Raw genomic sequence first — 22,378 nt, forward strand, 5'->3', positions numbered from 1 at the left:
AACGTACTACAAAGAAAGATTTCTCCCTTCTTCTTTTACAAAATACGTTTACAAAGAAAGAGAAGGTACCCCGTTACGAGGTACCTCTTCTTATTTTAAAATATTTGCAATATATGTTTGAAGTCCTTCTACTTTTACTTCTTCAGACTCGCCTGTAGCGCGTACTTTCACTTCTACAATACCTTCGTCTGCTTTTTTACCAACTGTAACGCGAACTGGAAGGCCGAATAAATCTGCATCTGCAAATTTAACACCCGCACGTTCTGCACGATCATCTAGTAATACTTCATATCCTTGCTCTTGTAATGAGTTATAGATGTTTTCACCCATTTCACGTTGTGCATCAGATTTCATATTTACTGGAATTACATGCACATGGAACGGTGCTACAGCTTTCGGCCAAACTAAACCGTTCTCATCATTAAACTGCTCTGCAATTGCTGCCACTGTACGAGATACACCAATGCCGTAACAACCCATAATAAGTGGTTGTGTTTTTCCATTTTCATCCAGGAATGTTGCATTCATTGCTTCACTATAACGAGTTCCTAATTTGAATACATGACCAACTTCAATTCCGCGTGCGAAAAGAATTGTTCCGTTTCCATCTGGAGATTGGTCTCCTTCTTGAATGAAGCGTAAATCTGTATATTGATTTACTTTAAAGTCACGTTCTGGATTTACATTTACATAATGAAATCCTTCTTCGTTCGCTCCTGAACATCCGTTAACAATTGATGCTACAGCGTGATCAGCAATAATTTCGATATCACCTATTACACCAATCGGTCCTAATGAACCAACTTCACAATTTAATAATTCTTTTACTTCTTCATGAGAAGCAAGCTCAACAACTGAAGCGCCGTATACATTTTTCACTTTCACATCGTTTACTTCGTGATCACCACGAACAAGTACAACTACTAATTTCTCATCTACTTTAAATACCATAGACTTAATGCACTTGTCAGCTGCAATGTTTAAGAATGCAGATACTTCTTCAATTGCTTTTTGGTCTGGCGTTGCTACTTTTTCAAGTGCTTTCTCTTCTTCGTCACTCTTCGTATACGTAGCTACAACAGGAGCCATTTCGATGTTCGCTGCATAATCAGATGTATCAGAGTATGCAATTGTATCTTCACCAACATCAGATAATACCATAAATTCATGTGTATCTTTCCCGCCCATTGCTCCAGAATCAGCAATAACCGCACGGAAATTCAAACCACAACGAGCAAAAATGTTAGAGTATGCTTTGTATAAACGATCGTATACTTCATCTAAGCTCTCTTGTGTAGCATGGAAAGAGTATGCATCTTTCATTAGAAACTCTCTTCCACGTAATAAACCGAAACGAGGTCTTTGCTCATCACGGAATTTTGTTTGAATTTGGTATAATGTTAACGGCAATTTTTTATATGATTTCACTTCATCACGCACAAGATCCGTAATTACTTCCTCATGTGTCGCTCCTAATGCGAATTCACGAGCGTTACGATCTTTCATACGCATTAATTCAGATCCGTAAGAATACCAACGACCTGACTCTTGCCATAATTCTGCAGCTTGCATTGCTGGCATTAATAATTCTACCGCGCCTGCGCGTTCCATTTCTTCTCGAACGATTCGTTCTACTTTGTGTAGTACTTTTAATCCAAATGGTAGAAAACTATAAATACCAGAAGCATTTTGACGCATAAAACCTGCGCGAAGTAATAACTGATGACTTTTAATTTCCGCATCAGCTGGAACTTCACGTAATGTAGGACTGAATACCATACTTTGTTTCATTATTCGCACCTCTTCATTTTACTCTTACACGCAGTAAAACCCCTCACCTCGAGTTAGGTGAGGGATTTTATTCTACGAGCTCTATTTCATTATAAGTTTCACTTTATTTTACAAGAAAAACTTACGAATGTCATTCCAAGTTACAACTAACATAAGTAACATTAATAATGCAAAACCAATAAAATGAACCATTCCTTCTTTTTGACGGTCAATTGGTTTCCCGCGCAATGCTTCAATTAAGAAGAAGAACAAACGTCCACCATCTAAAGCTGGAACTGGTAATAAATTAAATAAACCAAGGTTAATACTTAATACTGCCGCTAAACTTAATACACGCGTAAATCCATAATCTACAACTTGATCTGTTAGATTATAAATCCCTACTGGACCTGACAACTCATTAATAGAGAATTGACCAGTTACTAATTTCACAAGAGACTCAAAAATTAGTTTCGTCCAATAGTATGTTTGTTCAAAACCTGATTTAATAGAACCCATTACTGTTTTCTCTACTGGAGTGTAAACACCAATTCTACCAATTTCTTCTTTACCTTCTTTATCAAGCGTTGGCGTTACTTTCACATTAAACTGTTCGCTATCACGCTTTACTTGTAACGTAATTTCTTTATTCGGATTTTCACGTACAATGGTAACAACATCTTTCCATGTGCTTGTGTTTTTCCCATCAATAGCTTGAATTGTATCATTTTCTTTTAATCCAGCTTGCTCTGCTGCACTATTCTCCATTACTTTTCCGACCATTGGCTTGTCAATAGGAACCCCTTGTACAAATCCAAGAATCACAAAAATAACAAATGCTAAAATGAAGTTCATTGCAGGACCCGCAAAGATCGTTAAAGCACGTTGACCTAATTTCTTAGAGCCAAACTGCCTATTATACGGAGCAATTTGAATTTCTTCACCGGCAGTAATGATACGAGCCTTCTCATTCACTCGAAATGTTTGCAACTCTTCCTCGTACTCTTCATAACCCGAAATTGTTAAGTTATGCTCTAAATCAGCTTGTTCGACTTCAATAACGCGAACATTTGGATACTTTTCATATCCATCAAAAACTAATTTTACAACTTCGTCTTTTTCGTTTAATACAAGGCCAACCTTTTTCCCAGGCTTTAACTCAACTGTATCTGCATCCTCGCCAGCCATTCTTACATAGCCACCAAGGGGCAGTAATCGAATCGTATACACCGTTTCATTCTTTTCAAATGAGAATATTTTCGGACCAAAACCAATCGCAAACTCACGGCATAAAATACCTGCTCTTTTTGCGAAATATAGATGCCCTAGCTCATGGAAAAATACGAGTGCACCGAAAATTAATATAAAGGCAATCGCTGTATTCAATTCCATACCACCTTTGCTAAATTTGTTCCATCACAAACCGTCTTGTGGTTGCATCAATTTCCAGAATTTCCTCTAAGCTCGGACGTGCAATGACATTGTGATGGTTCATTGCTTTTTCAATGAGGTCTTCCACTGTTAAGAAACCAATTCTCTTTTGTAAAAAAGCTTCAACAGCTACTTCATTCGCTGCATTCATTACAGCTGGCATACTTCCACCTGTTTTTCCAGCTTCATACGCAAAGCGCAAGCAACGGAAACGTTCTTGGTTCATTTTCTCAAAATGCAATGTACCCATTTCCCATAAATTTAACTGCTTTGTGTCTGAAAGAGGTAATCGATCAGGATATGTAAGTGCGTATTGAATTGGTACTCGCATATCAGGTGAGCCAAGCTGTGCCATCACACTACGATCTTCAAATTCAACCATAGAATGAATAATACTTTCTTTATGTAAAACAACATCGATTTGCTCATAAGGGATACCAAAAAGCCAATGTGCTTCAATTACTTCTAGCCCCTTATTCATCATTGTAGCAGAATCAATTGTAATTTTCGAACCCATTGACCAGTTTGGATGTCGAAGCGCATCTTCTACGGTCACATGATGCAATTCATCTCTCGTTTTATCACGGAAACTTCCACCAGAAGCCGTTATAATTAGTCGAGAAATTCTTTTTTCATTTTCACCATTCAAGCATTGAAAAATAGCTGAATGTTCACTGTCTACTGGAAGTAACGAAACATTATGTTTTCGCGCTGCTTCCATTACAAGATGCCCTGCAGTTACTAACGTTTCTTTGTTTGCAATTCCAATTGTTTTTTTCGCCTCAATTGCACGAAGTGTTGGTAACAACCCTACGCTACCTACAACAGCATTTACTACTATCTCCGCATCTGGATGTAATGCTACTTCTAAAAGTCCTTCACTACCATATACAATTTTGGTATTACCAGAGACAGCTTGTAATTTTAAAACATCTTCCTCTCTTTGCACAGAGACAATTTGCGGAGAAAATTCTTGAATGACCTTTACTGCGTAGTCAATATTTTTCCCTACAGAAAAAGCAACGAGACGGAATTGGTCTGGGTGCGAGCGTAATACATCTAAAGTTTGTGTACCAATTGATCCGCTTGCACCTAATAAACTAATGTTTTTCATGACTCCAACCCCTCGTTCATTTATTAATTGTATTGTAATAAGAAGTAGAGAATTGGTAAAACGAATAACCAACTATCTGTTCGATCTAATATACCACCATGTCCAGGTAAAATTGTACCTGAATCTTTTACACCATAATGACGTTTAAATGCGGATTGTACTAAATCACCAATTTGTCCAAAAATAGAAATGATAATTGTCAACACAATTAAAATTCCTACATTAGCCTCAACTGGGAAGAAAATATTGTAAACAAGTGCCACAACAATTCCACAAACGATACCGCCTAATGAGCCTTCAATCGTTTTATTTGGACTAATTTCTGGCCATAATTTTCTTTTTCCTAATGCTTTTCCTATGAAATATGCGCCTGAATCAGTAGCCCATATAACAAATAATGCGCAAAACACATATTTAATTCCTAATATTCTCGTTTCATTCAAATATAGGAATCCCATTGCAACATATGTCGTTGCCATTAGTAAAAATGAAGCATTGTCAAAAGTAAATGTATTCTTAGAAAGGACTGTATATGATAAAAGTAATAAAACAATCACAAATGTGATTTCTAATTTACCTAATCCAATCCAAGTAAACAGTTCTGATGCACTACTTGGAATTAAAATAACCCATAATAATACTGCAGCTAAAACTGTTGGTACTGAAATAAGCGTAAGCTTATTCATACGAATTAATTCATATAAACCTATAGAAGCCAGTGCATACACTAAAACCGTAAAAGGCACGCCACCGTAAATTACGATGGGAATGAATAGCGCGGCAGCAACCACTCCAGTAATAATTCTCTGTTTCACTACCAAACCCTCTCTTTCTACACGCCTCCGAATCTGCGCCCTCTATGTTGAAAGTCTGTGATCGCATTTAGCAAATGTTCTTCCGTAAAGTCTGGCCAATACACATCTGTAAACCAAAATTCCGAATATGCAATTTGCCATAACATGAAATTACTAATACGTAACTCTCCACTTGTACGGATTAACAACTCAGGATCAGGTAACGAGCTCGTCATTAAGTAGGAAGAAAGCATTTCTTCACTTACATCTTCAATACGAACCTTTCCTTCCTCACTATCTTTCATCATATGTTGCACAGCAGAAACGATTTCATCTCGACTTCCATAGTTTAACGCGAAATTAAGAATTAATCCCGTATTCTCTTTCGTGTCTTCCATGGCCTTCTCCATCGCTCTGCGTGTATGCGTAGGAAGACGATCTTGTTGCCCTATTACTCGGACTTGTACGTTCTCTTCAATCAATTCTGGTAAAAATGTACCTAGAAATTCTTCTGGAAGCCTCATTAAATAGTCAACTTCCTTTTTCGGTCTTTTCCAGTTCTCAGTTGAAAAAGCATAAAGAGTTAATACTTTCACATTAAGTTTGCTTGCAAATTTTGTGATTTTCTTTACAACTTGCATGCCTTCATGATGTCCCGCAATACGAGGCATCGCTCTCCTCTTTGCCCATCTTCCATTACCATCCATAATAATGGCAATATGTTCTGGGATGTATCCTTTTTTCACTTCTTCAACGAGATGATCAAACGATGCGACCTTTTTACTTTTAAAAAAAGGAAAGTTTTTAAACATCATTCATACCCTCCAGCAAGCAGACATATGCCTAAAAGTGTAAAAAGACCCCCTTAAGAAGAGGGTCATATTTGCGAAGGTATCGCTATTACACTTCCATGATTTCTTTTTCTTTGTTTTTTGCGATTTCGTCAACTTTTGCAATATATTTATCTGTTTCTTTTTGGATATCTTCAGTATATCCTCTTAAATCATCTTCTGTAATATCGCCAGCTTTTTCAAGCTTCTTAAGATCATCATTACCGTCACGACGTACGTTACGAACAGCAACTTTTGCTTCTTCAGCATATTTTTTCACAACTTTTACAAGATCACGACGACGCTCTTCTGTTAATGCAGGGAATGCAATACGAATTACAGTTCCATCATTAGAAGGATTTAAGCCTAAATCTGCTTTTAAGATTGCTTTTTCAATATCACCGATAGAAGTTTTATCATAAGGTTGAATTACAAGTAAACGTGCTTCTGGAACTGTAATGTTCGCTAATTGCACAACAGGTGTTGGTGCACCATAGTAATCAACTTGTACCTTATCTAATACAGACGAACTTGCACGACCTGCACGAACTGTTGCTAATTCACGAGAGTAAGCAGCAACTGCTTTTTCCATTTTTTCATTTGAAGACTTCAATACTTGTTGTCCCATATTTATTTCCCCCTTACAACTGTTCCAATATTTTCGCCTAAAACGGCACGTTTAATATTACCTTTTTCCATAACTGAGAATACAATTAATGGAATGTCGTTATCCATACATAAAGAAGAAGCTGTTGAATCCATTACACCTAAACCTTCTTTTAATACATCTAAGTAAGTAAGTGTTTCGTATTTCGTAGCTGTTGGGTCAAGAGATGGATCAGCATTATATACACCATCTACATTGTTTTTCGCCATTAAGATAACGTCTGCTTCGATTTCCGCTGCACGTAGTGCTGCTGTTGTATCTGTAGAGAAATATGGGTTACCTGTACCTGCTGCAAAGATCACAACACGTTTTTTCTCTAGATGACGAACTGCTTTACGACGAATGTAAGGCTCTGCTACCTGACGCATTTCGATTGAAGTTTGAACACGAGTTTGAATTCCAATGTTCTCTAGGCTATCTTGAAGAGCTAATGAGTTCATAACTGTCGCTAACATACCCATGTAATCTGCTCCAGCGCGATCCATTCCCATTTCACTTCCGATTTTTCCACGCCAAATGTTTCCGCCACCAACAACAACAGCAACCTCTACATCAAGTTCTGCAATTTCTTTCACTTGTTCCGCAACTGATTTAATAACAGCTGGGTTAATTCCAAATCCTTGCTCGCCAGCTAAAGCTTCTCCACTCAGCTTTAAAACGACACGATTATATTTCGGTTTACTCATAATGAACCTCCAATTGCTTACATCTTTATTTTAAAAAAGGGAACACAATGTGTTCCCTAATCTGTATTAGTTACTACCTTTTACTTGGTTCATTACTTCTTCAGCAAAGTTGTCTTCGCGTTTTTCGATACCTTCACCAACAGCGTAGCGAACGAATCCTTTTAATGTTCCGCCTTTAGACTCAACGAACTGACGAACTTTCATATCAGGGTTTTTAACGAATGCTTGGTCAAGTAAGCAAATCTCTTCGAAGAATTTGCCAAGACGGCCTTCAACCATTTTTGCAACGATTTTTTCAGGCTTGCCTTCGTTTAATGCTTGTTGTGTTAATACTTGACGCTCATGCTCAACTTCTTCAGCTGTTACAGCATCGCGGTCGATGTATTTAGGGTTAACTGCAGCGATGTGCATTGCAACATCTTTAGCAGCTGCTTCATCAGTAGAACCTTCAAGAACTGTTAGTACACCAATGCGTCCACCCATGTGTAGGTAAGCACCGAATGCATCTGCATCAGTTTTTGATACGATTTCGAAACGACGAAGTGTAAGTTTTTCACCAATCTTAGCGATTGCTTCGTTGATGTGCTCTTCAACTTTTTTACCGTTTTCCATCGTTTGAGCCATAGCTTCTTCAACGTTAGCTGGTTTGTTAGTTAATAAGTGAGCAGCTAATTCTTTAATTAATGTTTGGAAACCTTCGTTTTTCGCAACGAAATCAGTTTCAGAGTTTAATTCTAAGATTAAACCGTCGTTACCGTTTGTTTCGATGAAAGTTAAACCTTCAGCAGCGATGCGGTCTGCTTTTTTAGCAGCTTTCGCAATACCCTTTTCACGTAAGAAGTCAATTGCCTTCTCCATGTCGCCATTAGTTTCTGTTAAAGCTTTTTTGCAGTCCATCATACCTGCGCCAGTTTTTTCACGTAATTCTTTTACCATTTGTGCAGTGATTGCCATACTTTTCATCCTCCTAAAATATGTATTTATACCTTTTATAAAGGTGTTTATACCTTAAAAAAGGTGATAAAAGGCCGAACCCCTTATCACCTTTCCAACTTTGTTACGCAGTAACAGTTTCTTCACCTTGTTTTGCTTCAAGGATCGCGTCTGCCATTTTAGATGTAAGAAGTTTTACAGCACGAATTGCATCATCGTTTGCTGGGATAACGTGATCGATTTCGTCTGGATCACAGTTTGTATCAACGATACCGATGATTGGAATGTGTAATTTGCGTGCTTCAGCAACTGCAATACGCTCTTTACGAGGGTCTACTACGAATAATGCACTTGGAAGACCTTTCATATCTTTAATACCGCCTAAGAATTTCTCAAGACGCTCTAACTCTTTTTTAAGTTGAACAACTTCTTTCTTAGGTAGTACTTCGAAAGTACCATCTTCTTGCATTCTTTCGATGTCTTTAAGACGCTTGATACGCTTTTGGATTGTTTGGAAGTTTGTTAAAGTTCCACCTAACCAACGTTGGTTAACGAAGTACATACCAGCACGAGTTGCTTCTTCTTTAATAGCTTCTTGTGCTTGTTTTTTAGTACCTACGAATAAGATGTCTCCACCTTCAGCAGCGATGTCACGCATCGTTCTGTAAGCTTCCTCAACTTTTTTCACAGTTTTTTGTAAGTCGATGATGTAGATACCGTTACGCTCTGTGAAAATGTAACGCTTCATTTTTGGGTTCCAACGACGAGTTTGATGTCCGAAATGAACACCAGCTTCAAGCAATTGCTTCATAGAAATTACTGACATAATATAGTTCCTCCTAAATGGTTTTTGATATCCTCCGTTTACTTCATCTCTAAGCGAAACTACAAACGTAGCACCAACACTTAAATCAGTAAACGTGTGTACTTTGTACTGACACCACTGCTTACTATATCATACTGAAATATTACAATCAAGTCGAAAATGCGAACAATGTAAAACTTTCTTTATTCACACTCGAATTCTAGTATTACCAGCCTGTATTTCTTTTAAGCAAAAAAGTGAAATTCAAATAATAGTTTCTAAAAAACATGATTATGGCGCTGTTCACAAACAACATCAACCTCTTATATACAAAAAAACTCTCCTCAAGGGAGGAGAGTTTTTATAAATTAGTTTGTTTTTAATTTAGCAAGTTCTTGTAGAAACTTGTCGTTTAGCACTTTAATGTATGTTCCTTTCATACCTAAAGAGCGAGACTCAATAACACCAGCACTTTCTAATTTACGTAGTGCATTTACGATTACAGAACGAGTAATTCCTACGCGATCAGCAATTTTACTTGCAACAAGTAATCCTTCTGTTCCATTTAATTCTTCGAAGATATGCTCGATTGCTTCTAACTCACTGTAAGACAATGAGCTAATCGCCATTTGAACAACAGCTTTACTACGTGCTTCCTCTTCGATTTCTTCTGCTTTTTCACGTAAAATTTCCATACCTACTACAGTTGAACTGTATTCAGCAAGGATTAAATCATCGTCTAAGAACTCTTGACCAAGACGAGCTAACACTAATGTGCCTAGACGCTCACCGCCACCAACGATTGGTACGATTGTAGTTAAACCTTGACCGAATAATTCTCTATTTTCTACCGGGAATGCTGTGTAAGCACTGTTTACATCTAAGTTAGAAGATGTTTCTGTAATGTTGAATAAGCTTTGTGTGTATTCTTCCGGGAATTGACGCTCTGCAAGCATTTGTTTCATACGCTCATTCTCAATTTGTTGGTGAATTGCATAACCTAGTAATTTACCACGACGGCTTACTACGAATACGTTCGCTTCGATTACTTCACACATTGTGTCAGACATTTCTCTAAAGTTTACAGGCTTTCCTGCTGCGCTCTGTAATAAAGCATTTAATTTTCTTGTTTTTGCTAATAATTCCATTTCAAAAGTTCCTCCTACATGTTACTCACATATTTTTTCATCACTTGGAAACTAGGGCGAGTCACCTGATGACACAATTACAAAATAAACTGGCTCACATCTTTATTTTTAGCAATCGTTGCTAATTTCTCCTCAACGTATTGAGGTGTTATCGTTATTTTCTCTAACGTAATTTCAGATGCTTCAAACGATAAATCTTCAAGGAGCTTCTCCATAATCGTATGAAGTCTTCTTGCTCCAATATTATCTGTATCCTGATTAACTTGATAAGCAATCTCAGCAATCTTACGAATAGCTTCGTCTGAAAATTCAATTTCTATACCTTCAGTCGCTAATAAAGCCATATATTGTTTAATTAACGCATTGTCAGGTTCGATTAATATTTTAACAAAATCATCTGTAGACAATTTTGTTAATTCTACTCGAATCGGAAATCTCCCTTGCAGTTCCGGAATTAAATCCGACGGTTTAGACATATGAAACGCTCCAGCTGCAACGAATAAAATATAATCCGTTTTTACTGATCCGTATTTTGTCGCAACATTCGATCCTTCTACAATTGGTAAAATGTCACGTTGCACACCTTCACGTGATACATCTACGCTATTCGACTGCTTACCAGCAATTTTGTCAATTTCATCGATAAAAATAATCCCGAGCTGTTCAGCACGATAAACAGCCTCTTGTGTAACTTCATCCATATCAATTAAGCGCTGTGCTTCCTCATTTGTCAAGAGTTTTCTTGCTTCTTTCACAGAAAGTTTACGTTTTTTTGTTTTTTTCGGCATAAAACTTCCTAATGCATCTTGGAAATTCATTCCCATTTGTTCCATGCCAGTTCCTTGTAACATATCGAACATAGAAGACTGTTGCTCAGTCACTTCAATCGATACAATCTCATCTTCAAGAAGTCCTGCAGCTAGCTTTCTTTCTACATCTTGACGTTTCTTTTCAATTTCAACATCTTCCTGCTCATCTGATGTTTGATTCGAATTTTGAGCACCGCCAAATAGCATTTCTAATGGGTTTTTAAATCCAGATTGTTTCTCCGGACTCGGCACTAAAATTTCAACAAGACGTTGGTTCGCTTGCTCTTCTGCTTTGTCTTGTACTTTAATTACCATTTCTTCTTTCACGATACGAACTGACGTTTCTACAAGGTCACGTACCATCGATTCTACATCTCTACCTACATATCCAACTTCTGTAAACTTCGTAGCTTCAACCTTAATAAAAGGTGCTCCAACGAGTTTTGCCATTCGTCGTGCGACCTCTGTTTTACCAACACCTGTCGGTCCAATCATTAAAATATTTTTAGGTGCAATTTCATCACGTAGATTTTCAGCTAATTTACTTCGGCGGTAACGATTTCTTAAAGCTACAGCAACCGCTTTCTTCGCATCTTTTTGACCGATAATGTATTGATCTAATTTTTCCACAATTTGACGCGGAGTAAAATGTAAATGCATATAAAATGCCTCCCTTACGATTCTACAATTCTTCCACAATTATATTGTGGTTTGTATAAACACAAATATCGCCAGCAATGTCTAAACTCGCTTTCGCAATTTGCTTCGCTGTTAAATGTTCACTTGCATATTGCTTTAAAGCACGACCTGCAGAAAGCGCATAATTCCCGCCAGATCCAATTGCTAAAATACCATCATCTGGTTCAATCACTTCTCCTGTACCTGAAACAAGAAGCATAGTTGTTTTATCCATGACAATGAGCATCGCTTCTAGCTGACGTAACATTTTGTCGCCACGCCATTGTTTTGCCATCTCAACTGCAGCACGCTGCAAGTTCCCATTGTACTCTTCTAATTTCCCTTCAAACATTTCAAAAAGAGTAAATGCGTCAGCAACGGAACCTGCAAAACCAGCTAAAACTTTCCCTTGGAAAAGTTTACGGACTTTACGAGCTGTATGTTTCATTACAACCGCATTTCCCATTGTCACCTGGCCATCTCCAGCCATTGCACATTCTCCATTATGATGAACTGCAAATATCGTTGTAGCGTGGAAATTCCCCATAGAAAAAACTCCTTTATATGTTTTTATAGCTTTAAAAGCAATTTATGCCCGTGGGTGATGCTTCATGTAGACAGAACGCAATCTTTCTTTAGAGACATGCGTATAAATTTGTGTCGTCGACAAATTCTCATGACCGAGTAGCTCCTGTACAGTACGTAAATCTGCCCCTTCATCTAATATGTGTGTAGCAAATGTATGCCTTAACATATGGGGACTTATCCGCATTGTCAGTGAAGCCTTCTTAATGAGTTCATTTAATACATAACGTACCCCTCGACTTGTCAGCGGCGTGCCTTTCGCATTTAAAAATACCATATGAGAGTGTTCTTCAGTTTTTTGAGCTAACTGTTTTCTCCCGTTCTCTATATAAGTAATTAAAGCATCCTGCGCATAACTCCCGAACGGAATATATCTTTGTTTTTTTCCTTTTCCCATTACTAAAATTGTTCCCACCGCAAAGTCAATATCGGTAAGTTGTAAATTAACACATTCACTCACACGGATCCCAGTCGCATACATCAACTCTAATAAAGCTTGATTCCTTTGACCTAGCGGCGTTTCCGTGTCAGAAACTTCAAATAATTCCTCTAATTCTTCAGCATATAAAAACTTTGGGATTGACAATTCTTTTTTGGGGAGTGACGCAAGTGCAAACGGATTATCTTTCCGATAACCTTCACGCATCAAAAAACGATATAAACTTCGTAAGCTTGATACTTTTCTTGCGACAGATTTACGGGCTAACTTTTCATCGTGCAACGTCGTTAAGTACAAACGAACATCCGCGTATGTAATATCTAAAAAAGAGGATATGCCTTCTCGCTCCATAAATTGCACAAAATGTTCTAAATCATTTTGATAACTTGCAATTGTATATTTTGAATAATTTCTTTCAATTTGTAAATATCCAACGAATAATTGTAACAATTTCTTCACATTCACACAATTCACCTCAATAAAGGCTACTAAATCGTATCACAACTTAGTAGCCTTTGCAAGAAATTTAACTAAATATTTACAAAATTTTGAATCGTTTCTAAAGCGCGTGTTGCATAGGCTTCATTACGTTCTGCTTTCCTTTTAATTTTCTTCTCTAACGGTGCAAACAGACCGAAGTTTGCATTCATTGGTTGGAAGTTTTTCGCGTTTGTCGCAGTAATATAGTTCGCCATACTTCCCATTGCAGTTACAGGCGGTAATACAACTGGCTCTTCACCTTTCACAAGTCGAGCAGCATTAATACCTGCTAGTAATCCTGACGCCGCCGATTCAACATACCCCTCTACTCCAGTCATTTGACCAGCAAAGAATAAATCATCACGTTGTTTATATTGATATGTTGGACGAAGCAAGTTAGGTGAATTAATAAACGTATTGCGATGCATTACACCATAACGTACAATCTCTGCGTTTTCCAGTCCTGGAATCAACTGTAACACTTCTTTTTGTGGTCCCCACTTTAAATGCGTCTGGAAACCTACGATATTGTATAGCGTTCCCGCTGCATCATCTTGACGCAACTGAACAACAGCATATGGCGTTTTCCCTGTTTTCGGATCTTCTAATCCAACAGGTTTCATCGGTCCAAATACTAGTGTCTGTCTTCCTCTACTTGCCATAACTTCTACCGGCATACAACCTTCAAAGAAAATTTCTTTTTCAAATTCTTTTAAAGGTACTGTTTCAGCAGCGATTAAAGCCTCGTAAAAACGATCAAATTCCTCTTCTGTCATCGGGCAGTTTAAATATGCCGCTTCACCTTTATCATAACGAGATTTTAAATACACTTTATTCATATCAATGCTGTCTTTCTCAACAATCGGTGCTGCAGCATCATAGAAATAAAAATAGTCTTCACCTGTTAATTCTTTTAATTGTGCAGCAAGATCAGGAGACGTAAGTGGACCTGTCGCGATAACAGTAGGACCTTCTGGAATTTCAGTGATTTCTTCATTCATCACAGTTACGTTCGGATGGTTTTTCACATATTCCGTTACTTTTGCCGCAAATTCATGACGATCTACAGCTAAAGCCCCTCCTGCTGGTACAGAGCACTCATCAGCTGCACGAATAATAACTGAATCCATTAAGCGCATTTCTTCTTTAATAACACCAACAGCATTGGTTAAAGTGTTTGCACGAAGTGAGTTACTACATACTAATTCAGCAAATTTATCTGTGTGATGAGCTGGCGTTTGCCTTACCGGTCTCATTTCATATAATCTAACTTGGACACCACGTTTTGCAATTTGGTAAGCTGCTTCACTTCCTGCAAGACCTGCGCCAATGACGTTTACTACTTGTGTTGTCATTTATATCACCTTTCCTTTTCTTCCCGAAAAAAATGTGAGCAGTTACGCTCACATTTGTTGTTCTTCTTCATAATCGCACGAAATACATTGTACTTGCACGCCTTTTTTCAACTTCTTCTCTACAAGCATACCTTCGCACTTCGGACATTTACGGCCAATCGGCTTATCCCAAGATACAAAGTCACATTCTGGATATGTACCGCACCCATAGAAAAGACGTTTCTTTTTATTACTACGACGTTCAATAATTTGACCTTTATCACATTTCGGACAAGTAACACCGATTTCTTTCACAATCGGTTTTGTATTACGACAATCTGGGAAATTCGAGCAAGCCATAAATTTCCCGTATTTACCCATTTTAAAGACCATTGGGTGATCACATAATTCACAGTCTTCCCCAGCTGGTTCATCTTTAATTTCCACTTCACGCATTTCTTTTTCCGCTTTTTCTAAACGCGGTTCAAAGCCTACGTAGAAATCATCAACAATTTTCACCCAATTCGCATTTCCTTCTTCTACTTCATCAAGACTTTGCTCCATGTTAGCAGTAAATTCAATGTTAATAATTTCTGGGAAAAACTCTAAAATAAGTTCAATTACTATTTCACCAAGTTCAGTTGGAACGAAGCGTTTATTATCCAAACCTACGTATCCACGTTTTTGAATCGTTTCAAGTGTCGGTACGTAAGTCGACGGTCTCCCAATTCCAAGCTCTTCAAGTGTTCTTACTAGACGAGCCTCTGTATAGCGCGGCGGAGGTTGTGTAAAGTGTTGCTTCGGTTCTAAATCCTTAGAAAATACTGTTTCCCCTACTTCTAAAGGTGGTAACATCTTATCCTTTTCTTCAGCCCCGTCATCTTTCGATTCTACATACACTTTCATAAACCCTGGGAACTTTACAACTGATCCACTTGCACGGAACTGAACATTATTATTAATGAGCCTCGCTGTCACAGTATCCATTATAGCAGACGCCATTTGACTTGCAACAAATCGCTCCCAAATCAATTTATACAACCGAAGTTGGTCACGACCTAAGAAACTCTTTAGTTCCTCTGGCTTTCTCATTACCGAAGTAGGACGAATCGCCTCATGCGCATCTTGTGCATTTGATTTTTTCGTTTCTTTCTTCTTTTCTGTTCCTGTTCCTATGTATTCCGTACCATACGCCTCAGTAATGTAAGTACGAGCCTCTGTTTGAGCCGTTTCTGAGATACGAGTTGAATCGGTTCTCATATACGTAATAAGACCTACAGTTCCTTGTTTTCCAAGATCGATTCCTTCATACAATTGCTGCGCAAGCATCATTGTTTTCTTTGCTCGCATGTTTAACTTACGCGCTGCCTCTTGTTGCAAGGAAGATGTTGTAAATGGTAATGCGGGATTACGTTTTCGCTCTTTTCTCGTTACATTTTCAACTGAAAACGCATTTTCTTTCAGCTGTTCAATTATTTCATTCACTTGCGTTTCATTCGTTAATTGAACTTTTTCTCCATCTACACCGTAAAAGCTTGCTTCAAATGTGTCTTTCCCTTTCACAAATTCTGTCTTAATTGTCCAGAATTCTTCAGGTTCAAAGCTTTGAATTTCTCTTTCACGTTCGATAATTAAACGAACTGCTACAGATTGTACGCGTCCTGCACTTAATCCTTTTTTTACTTTCTTCCATAATAAAGGACTAATATTGTAACCAACAAGACGATCTAGTATACGTCTTGCTTGTTGTGCATCTACTAAATCCATATTAATCGCACGAGGATGTTTAAATGATTCTTTTATTGCATCTTTTGTAATCTCATTAAACACAACTCGACAATCTGATTCAACGTCCACATTTAACGTATTTGCTAAATGCCAAGCAATTGCTTCCCCTTCGCGGTCTGGATCGGCCGCGAGATAGACTTTCTTTGCTTTTTTTGCCGCTGATTTTAAGTCTTTTAAGACGGGACCTTTACCACGAATGGTAATATATTTCGGGGTGAAGTTGTTCTTTACTTCTATCCCCATTTGGCTTTTAGGTAAATCGCGAACGTGTCCCATAGACGCGACAACTTTGTATTTTTTCCCTAAATATTTCTCAATGGTCTTCGCCTTAGAAGGCGACTCCACGATTACGAGGTAATCTGACATGCTAGTGCCTCCTTAAGAGGTGGATTCAAGTCTTCATTAATCTTATTGATTTCTCTTGTTTTTGTCAATCAAGAATGAATATACCATACAGCGCCTATCTACCATTTGTCAATAATTGTTTAATAAAAACATAAAAATATAAGGTTAATTTAAAATCTCTTCTAGGATATCTTCTGCATTTCTTACTAGTTTCGCTCCTTGTTGAATTAGATGATTCGTTCCTGATGCACTCTCTATAAATATAGGTCCAGGAAGTGCAAATACCTCTCTATTTTGCTCTAAAGCAAGGTCCGCAGTAATAAGTGTTCCACTTCTTGATTTCGCTTCTACAACTAAAACCCCTTTACTTATACCACTAATAATTCGGTTCCTTTTTGGAAAATACCATTTTTTCGGTGCATAGTGCGGAGGGTACTCTGTTAATAACAATATATATTCATTCCACGCCTCATATAAATATTGATTCTCCTTTGGATATATATACGATAAGCCATGTCCTAGTATCGCAATAGTTGGGCAATGTCGTCTTACTGTAATTTCATGTGACATCGTATCTATCCCTCTTGCAAAACCACTTACAATAAGCCATCCTCTTTCTAATATTGGGTGTAAAATAAATTCTAAACTCTCCTGTCCATATAAAGTCGGTTCTCTCGTTCCAACAACCGCTAATTTATTCGATTTATTGAGAAAATCCTTCTTTCCTTTTCCATATAACACAAAGGGGGGATCTTGTATTTCACGTAAAAGTTGTGGATAATCTTCATCCCATATAGTCATATAAAAGATTCGATTTTTCTTTAAATAAGATATATATTGTGGGAGACTTGAACTTTGAAGAAAATTTACTAATTCTGAAGATTTTTGTGAGGATATTCCAGTATAATATTCAATTTGTTTTGCATTAAAAGCGTATATTCCTTTCAATTCTGGATCGACATATAATAGTCTTTCCATCCCCTTCCAATGATCTGCTAACAAGTAATGAAGATGTAATAATCGTTCTCTTTTCATCTCAAATCTCCTTACCCATAATTTTTATTATGTAAACAATAATTGTGTAAAAAGACACCTTCAAGCAAGAAGGTGTCTTTCAAAAGATTAATAGTTTTTACAAGTCTCAAATAGACCTTTTTCTTTTAAGACAGAGATTAGCGTTCCACCCATAACCGCTGGAGTTTCCGCTACTTTAATACCACAAGCTTCCATTGTTTTAATCTTTTCTGCAGCAGTTCCTTTACCACCAGAAATGATTGCCCCAGCATGGCCCATACGTTTGCCTTCAGGCGCAGTTTGACCACCAATGAAGCCTACAACAGGTTTTGTCATATTAGCTTTTACCCACTCAGCTGCTTCTTCTTCCGCTGTACCACCGATTTCACCAATCATAATTACAGCATGTGTTTCTTCATCTTCGTTAAATGCTTTTAACGCATCAATAAAGTCTGTACCGTTAACAGGGTCCCCGCCGATACCTACAGCAGTAGATTGGCCAATACCTTCTTGTGTTAACTGATGTACAGCCTCATACGTTAATGTACCAGAGCGAGATACGATACCTACATGGCCTTTTTTATGAATGTATCCTGGCATAATACCGATTTTACATTCATCAGGCGTAATAACACCCGGGCAGTTTGGTCCAAGTAAACGTGTATGTTTACCCGCCATATATCTCTTTACGTTTACCATATCTAATACAGGAATTCCTTCAGTAATACATACTACTAAATCAATTTCTGCATCAACTGCTTCCATAATTGCATCAGCCGCAAAAGCGGGTGGAACGTATACAACTGAAGCATTTGCGCCTGTTGCCTTCACTGCATCTTCTACTGTATCAAATACTGGTACACCTTCAATATCAGTGCCACCTTTACCTGGTGTTACACCACCGACAATTTTCGTACCGTATTCAATCATTTGCTTTGTGTGGAATAACCCTTGAGAACCTGTAATACCTTGAACAATAACTTTTGTATCTTTATTAACTAATACGCTCATTTTTCTCCCCCGCTTTCTATTAGCCCACTAGTGAAACAATTTTTTGTGCACCGTCTGCCATAGATTCTGCTGCAACAATATTTAAGCCAGACTCATTTAAAATTTTCTTACCTAACTCTACGTTTGTACCTTCAAGACGTACAACTAAAGGCAACTCAAGGCCAACTTGCTTTGTCGCTTCAATAACACCTTCTGCGATAACATCACACTTCATGATGCCACCAAAAATGTTAACGAAGATACCTTTTACATTTTTGTCAGAAAGGATAATTTTGAATGCTTCTGTAACTTTTTCAGCTGTCGCACCGCCACCAACATCTAAGAAGTTAGCTGGATCACCATGGTAATGTTTAATGATATCCATTGTAGCCATCGCTAAACCTGCACCATTAACCATACAACCGATATTTCCATCTAAAGGAATGTAGTTTAAGTCATATTTAGAAGCTTCAATTTCTTTTGCATCTTCTTCTTCAAGATCACGAAGTTCTAAAATGTCTTTATGGCGATATAATGCATTAGAATCAAAGTTTAATTTCGCATCTAATGCCATAACTTTACCGTCACCTGTTGTAACAAGTGGATTAATCTCAGCGATAGAGCAATCTTTTTCGATAAACGCACGGTATAAGCCCATCATAAACTTCACAGCTTGTCCTACAAGCTCTTTTGGAATATTAATGTTAAATGCGATTCGGCGCGCTTGGAAGCCTTGTAAGCCTACTGCTGGATCAATATATTCTTTAAAGATTTTTTCAGGTGTTTTTTCTGCTACTTCCTCAATTTCTGTTCCGCCTTCTTCAGACGCCATTAAAACAACTTGAGAAGTTGCACGATCTAACACAAGACCTACATAATATTCTTTTTTAATATCGCAACCTTCTTCGATAAGTAAGCGTTTTACTTCCTTACCTTCAGGACCTGTTTGATGTGTCACAAGTGTAGTTCCTAAAATGCTCTCTGCATATGTACGAACTTCATCTAAATTTTTTGCAACTTTTACTCCGCCAGCTTTGCCGCGTCCACCAGCGTGAATTTGTGCTTTTACTACACATACATCCGTTCCTAATTCTTTCGCTGCTTCTACAGCTTCTTCTACTGTAAATGCAACCTTCCCGTTCGGAACGCTAACCCCATAGCTTCTAAGGACTGCCTTACCTTGGTACTCATGGATATTCATGGTCCCATCCTCCCCTGTTTTCCTGTTTTACTCGAAAAGTTTTTTAATGTTTAAAAAACATTACATTGCCATTGTATAAGATGATTGGCACGCTGTCTACAATAAAGTGTCAGAAAACTGAAATCGCTTTATTCTTTTTTGAAAATAGTAATGTTTATATGTCAAAATAAAAAATAAGCTGCAAAAATACAGCTTATTTTTGAATCATATCTTTAATTGGCGCAAACGATTTCCGGTGTTCTTCTAATACTCCATGCACTTCAATCGCTTCTAAATGTTGTTTCGTGCCATATCCCATATGTTGTTCAAATCCATATGCAGGATACTTTTCTCCAAGCTCTTTCATCATACGATCTCTCGTTACTTTCGCAATAATAGATGCAGCTGAAATAGAAATACTTTTCGCATCACCTTTAATGATGGATGTTTGCGGAATTGGTGTAGGAAGTTTCATCGCATCAATTAATAAATGTTCTGGTGTACAAGATAAATTTGCAACAGCATCTAACATCGCTTGTTTCGTCGCTTGATAAATATTTATCTCATCAATAACTTGTGGTGATACAATTCCAACTCCAATCGCAATTGCTTGTGCTTTAATTTCACCATAAAAACGCTCTCGCTTCGCCTCACTCAGCTTTTTCGAGTCATTTAACCCTGGAATATAAAAACCTTCCGGAAGGACAACAGCTGCCGTCACGACAGGCCCAGCTAACGGTCCACGACCTACTTCATCTATACCTGCAATATATGTGTGGCCTTTTTCACGTAACGCATTTTCATACTTAGACATTTCTAGAAATTTTTCTTTTTCCTTTTGTGCTAACTCTTTTTGTTTATACCACCTCAAAATGAGTTTTTGTACCCCTTTTCGCTCATCCTTCATTAATACTTGAAAGCGGTCGTCCTCTTCATTCATAATTTCTTGCAGTAAATGTTCCGCTTCTTGAATCGTCACTTTTTGCATTCATGCCACTCCCTTTATATACAAAAAAGAAAAGACGTACAAACGCACGTCTTATACTTATTCTACTTTTTCTGCATCTTCTGTCTGCTCTGCAAACTCTTCTGGTGTTTCAAACGTCATTTTTCCAAGTTTGCCACCACGAAGCTCACGAAGTACAAGTTCAGATGTTTTATCATAATCAATCATTCCGCCGCCCATTAAGCAACCTCTGTTTTTTCCAATCGCATCAAATAACTCCACAATCTCTTCTGGAATGTCATTTAAATTATAGCGCTCTTTCAAACGTTCCGGATAATGTTTCTCCATAAAACGTAACGCATAAATAGCTACATCTTGCAGATTTAAAATAGAGTCTTTAATTGCACCCGTAGTCGCTAAACGAAGACCCACTAATTGATCTTCAAATTTAGGCCATAAAATACCAGGTGTATCTAATAATTCCATTTCTTTCCCAACTTTAATCCATTGTTGAGCTGTTGTCACACCAGGGCGATCTCCCGTTTTAGCAATATTTTTCTTCGCCAATTTATTAATCAACGTGGATTTACCAACATTCGGTATACCGACAATTAATGCACGAATCGCTCTTGGTCTAATACCTTTCGCAACCATTTTATCAAATTTTTCTTTCACCAACACTTTACAAGCTGCTGCAATTTCCTTCATACCTTGTCCAGCTTGTGCGTTAATTGAAATTGCCATATGGCCTTTTTCTTTAAAATATGCGATCCATTGCTTCGTTAAATGATCATCAGCCATATCAGCTTTATTTAAAACAACAAGCCTCGGTTTATGTGTAATAATCTCATCGATCATTGGATTTCGAGAAGATAAAGGTAATCGAGCATCTACAAGCTCAATTACAACATCAATTAACTTTAATTTTTCTGTTACTTGGCGTCTAGCCTTTGCCATATGTCCCGGGAACCATTGAATTACCATGTTGCCACCTTCTTTTTCTTTTATTTCACAATACGTGCATCTTTTAACGGCCAATATAGTATATTTGCTTTTCCAATTACTTGGTCCATTGAAATTGTACCAATTGAACGACTATCTTTACTAAAACGACGATTATCGCCTAAAACAAATAATTGACCTTCTGGAACAGTTTTCTTCCCTGTCATTTCTTCAAGAGTAAAATCATATGTAAGCGGTCCGTCAGCAATTTGTTTTTTCTGCTTGTCTAAATACGGCTCCTCATAAGGCTTTCCGTTAACATATAGTTTATCATTACGATACTCTATTTCATCGCCTGGCAGGCCGATAATGCGTTTAATATAATCTTTATCTTCCGTTGCTCGGAATACAATAATATCAAATCGTTTCGGATCTCCTATGTGATAACCAATTTTATTGACAATCATTCGATCGCGATCATGTAAAGTAGACGCCATCGATACCCCATCTACGAGAATTGGCGCAAAGAAAAACTGTCTAATAACACCCGCTAATACAACTGCAATCAAAATTGCCTTGATCCATTCCCAAAGTGAACTCTTTTCTTTCTTCATGCTTTTCCCCTCCACGATTATGTAAGCTGCTCGTATTATATCAAAATTTTATATAG

At 37.6% G+C, this 22,378-nt stretch carries 21 protein-coding genes; all 21 read right to left on the reverse strand.

All coding sequences use genetic code 11. From position 1 onward, the window contains the following. Positions 1-90: 90 nt before the first annotated feature. The 21 genes from DN390_RS09605 to lepB all read right to left on the reverse strand — a co-directional run bounded on the left by DN390_RS09605 (position 91) and on the right by lepB (position 22,322). A complete protein-coding gene (locus DN390_RS09605) occupies positions 91-1,791 on the reverse strand; it encodes a proline--tRNA ligase (protein WP_147807262.1) in 1,701 nt (566 codons plus the stop codon). Between the two features lie 108 nt (positions 1,792-1,899). After that, a complete protein-coding gene (gene rseP / locus DN390_RS09610) occupies positions 1,900-3,156 on the reverse strand; it encodes an RIP metalloprotease RseP (protein ID WP_060631980.1) in 1,257 nt (418 codons plus the stop codon). A gap of 16 nt (positions 3,157-3,172) precedes the next feature. Then, positions 3,173-4,315 carry a 1-deoxy-D-xylulose-5-phosphate reductoisomerase gene (dxr, locus tag DN390_RS09615; protein WP_000790363.1) on the reverse strand — a complete coding sequence of 381 codons (1,143 nt, stop codon included), beginning with the start codon at positions 4,313-4,315 and terminating at the stop codon, positions 3,173-3,175. Between the two features lie 23 nt (positions 4,316-4,338). Next, complete coding sequence (gene cdsA / locus DN390_RS09620; protein ID WP_060631981.1) at positions 4,339-5,130, reverse strand: phosphatidate cytidylyltransferase; 792 nt, start codon at positions 5,128-5,130, stop codon at positions 4,339-4,341. A gap of 17 nt (positions 5,131-5,147) precedes the next feature. Beyond that, positions 5,148-5,924, reverse strand: coding sequence for an isoprenyl transferase (uppS, locus tag DN390_RS09625; protein ID WP_060631982.1), 777 nt, complete (start codon positions 5,922-5,924; stop codon positions 5,148-5,150). Between the two features lie 85 nt (positions 5,925-6,009). Continuing rightward, the gene (frr, locus tag DN390_RS09630; protein ID WP_000531504.1) at positions 6,010-6,567 is read right to left on the reverse strand and encodes a ribosome recycling factor; all 558 of its coding nucleotides are present in this window, start codon (positions 6,565-6,567) and stop codon (positions 6,010-6,012) included. Positions 6,568-6,569: 2 nt separating this feature from the next. Next, the gene (gene pyrH / locus DN390_RS09635) at positions 6,570-7,292 is read right to left on the reverse strand and encodes a UMP kinase (protein WP_060631983.1); all 723 of its coding nucleotides are present in this window, start codon (positions 7,290-7,292) and stop codon (positions 6,570-6,572) included. Positions 7,293-7,358: 66 nt separating this feature from the next. Then, positions 7,359-8,246, reverse strand: coding sequence for a translation elongation factor Ts (tsf, locus tag DN390_RS09640; protein ID WP_060631984.1), 888 nt, complete (start codon positions 8,244-8,246; stop codon positions 7,359-7,361). 103 nt (positions 8,247-8,349) lie between these two features. Next, positions 8,350-9,051, reverse strand: coding sequence for a 30S ribosomal protein S2 (gene rpsB, locus DN390_RS09645; protein ID WP_000111485.1), 702 nt, complete (start codon positions 9,049-9,051; stop codon positions 8,350-8,352). Positions 9,052-9,398: 347 nt separating this feature from the next. Continuing rightward, the gene (codY, locus tag DN390_RS09650) at positions 9,399-10,178 is read right to left on the reverse strand and encodes a GTP-sensing pleiotropic transcriptional regulator CodY (RefSeq protein ID WP_000421290.1); all 780 of its coding nucleotides are present in this window, start codon (positions 10,176-10,178) and stop codon (positions 9,399-9,401) included. 77 nt (positions 10,179-10,255) lie between these two features. After that, positions 10,256-11,647 (reverse strand): ATP-dependent protease ATPase subunit HslU, encoded by a 1,392-nt coding sequence (gene hslU, locus DN390_RS09655; protein ID WP_060631985.1) that lies wholly within the window; start codon positions 11,645-11,647, stop codon positions 10,256-10,258. 22 nt (positions 11,648-11,669) lie between these two features. Continuing rightward, positions 11,670-12,212 (reverse strand): ATP-dependent protease proteolytic subunit HslV, encoded by a 543-nt coding sequence (gene hslV, locus DN390_RS09660; protein ID WP_000526271.1) that lies wholly within the window; start codon positions 12,210-12,212, stop codon positions 11,670-11,672. Between the two features lie 42 nt (positions 12,213-12,254). Beyond that, on the reverse strand, positions 12,255-13,154 hold the full coding sequence (xerC, locus tag DN390_RS09665; RefSeq protein ID WP_147807263.1) for a tyrosine recombinase XerC: 900 nt from the start codon (positions 13,152-13,154) through the stop codon (positions 12,255-12,257). A gap of 65 nt (positions 13,155-13,219) precedes the next feature. Further along, a complete protein-coding gene (trmFO, locus tag DN390_RS09670; protein ID WP_060631987.1) occupies positions 13,220-14,524 on the reverse strand; it encodes an FADH(2)-oxidizing methylenetetrahydrofolate--tRNA-(uracil(54)-C(5))-methyltransferase TrmFO in 1,305 nt (434 codons plus the stop codon). A 48-nt stretch (positions 14,525-14,572) separates the two neighbouring features. Continuing rightward, positions 14,573-16,657, reverse strand: a complete 2,085-nt coding sequence (gene topA, locus DN390_RS09675) for a type I DNA topoisomerase (protein WP_060631988.1) — start codon at positions 16,655-16,657, stop codon at positions 14,573-14,575. Positions 16,658-16,801: 144 nt separating this feature from the next. Beyond that, positions 16,802-17,671, reverse strand: a complete 870-nt coding sequence (gene dprA, locus DN390_RS09680) for a DNA-processing protein DprA (RefSeq protein ID WP_097949884.1) — start codon at positions 17,669-17,671, stop codon at positions 16,802-16,804. 87 nt (positions 17,672-17,758) lie between these two features. Further along, positions 17,759-18,661, reverse strand: a complete 903-nt coding sequence (gene sucD, locus DN390_RS09685) for a succinate--CoA ligase subunit alpha (protein WP_147807264.1) — start codon at positions 18,659-18,661, stop codon at positions 17,759-17,761. 19 nt (positions 18,662-18,680) lie between these two features. Beyond that, positions 18,681-19,841, reverse strand: a complete 1,161-nt coding sequence (gene sucC / locus DN390_RS09690) for an ADP-forming succinate--CoA ligase subunit beta (RefSeq protein ID WP_001020788.1) — start codon at positions 19,839-19,841, stop codon at positions 18,681-18,683. A 193-nt stretch (positions 19,842-20,034) separates the two neighbouring features. Continuing rightward, complete coding sequence (gene rnhB, locus DN390_RS09695) at positions 20,035-20,808, reverse strand: ribonuclease HII (protein ID WP_147807265.1); 774 nt, start codon at positions 20,806-20,808, stop codon at positions 20,035-20,037. 57 nt (positions 20,809-20,865) lie between these two features. Beyond that, positions 20,866-21,750 carry a ribosome biogenesis GTPase YlqF gene (gene ylqF / locus DN390_RS09700; RefSeq protein WP_147807266.1) on the reverse strand — a complete coding sequence of 295 codons (885 nt, stop codon included), beginning with the start codon at positions 21,748-21,750 and terminating at the stop codon, positions 20,866-20,868. Between the two features lie 20 nt (positions 21,751-21,770). After that, a complete protein-coding gene (gene lepB / locus DN390_RS09705) occupies positions 21,771-22,322 on the reverse strand; it encodes a signal peptidase I (RefSeq protein WP_060631992.1) in 552 nt (183 codons plus the stop codon). Positions 22,323-22,378: the final 56 nt, after the last annotated feature.

The organism is Bacillus sp. SH7-1, assembly GCF_008042405.1.
Taxonomy (GTDB): domain Bacteria; phylum Bacillota; class Bacilli; order Bacillales; family Bacillaceae_G; genus Bacillus_A; species Bacillus_A thuringiensis_N.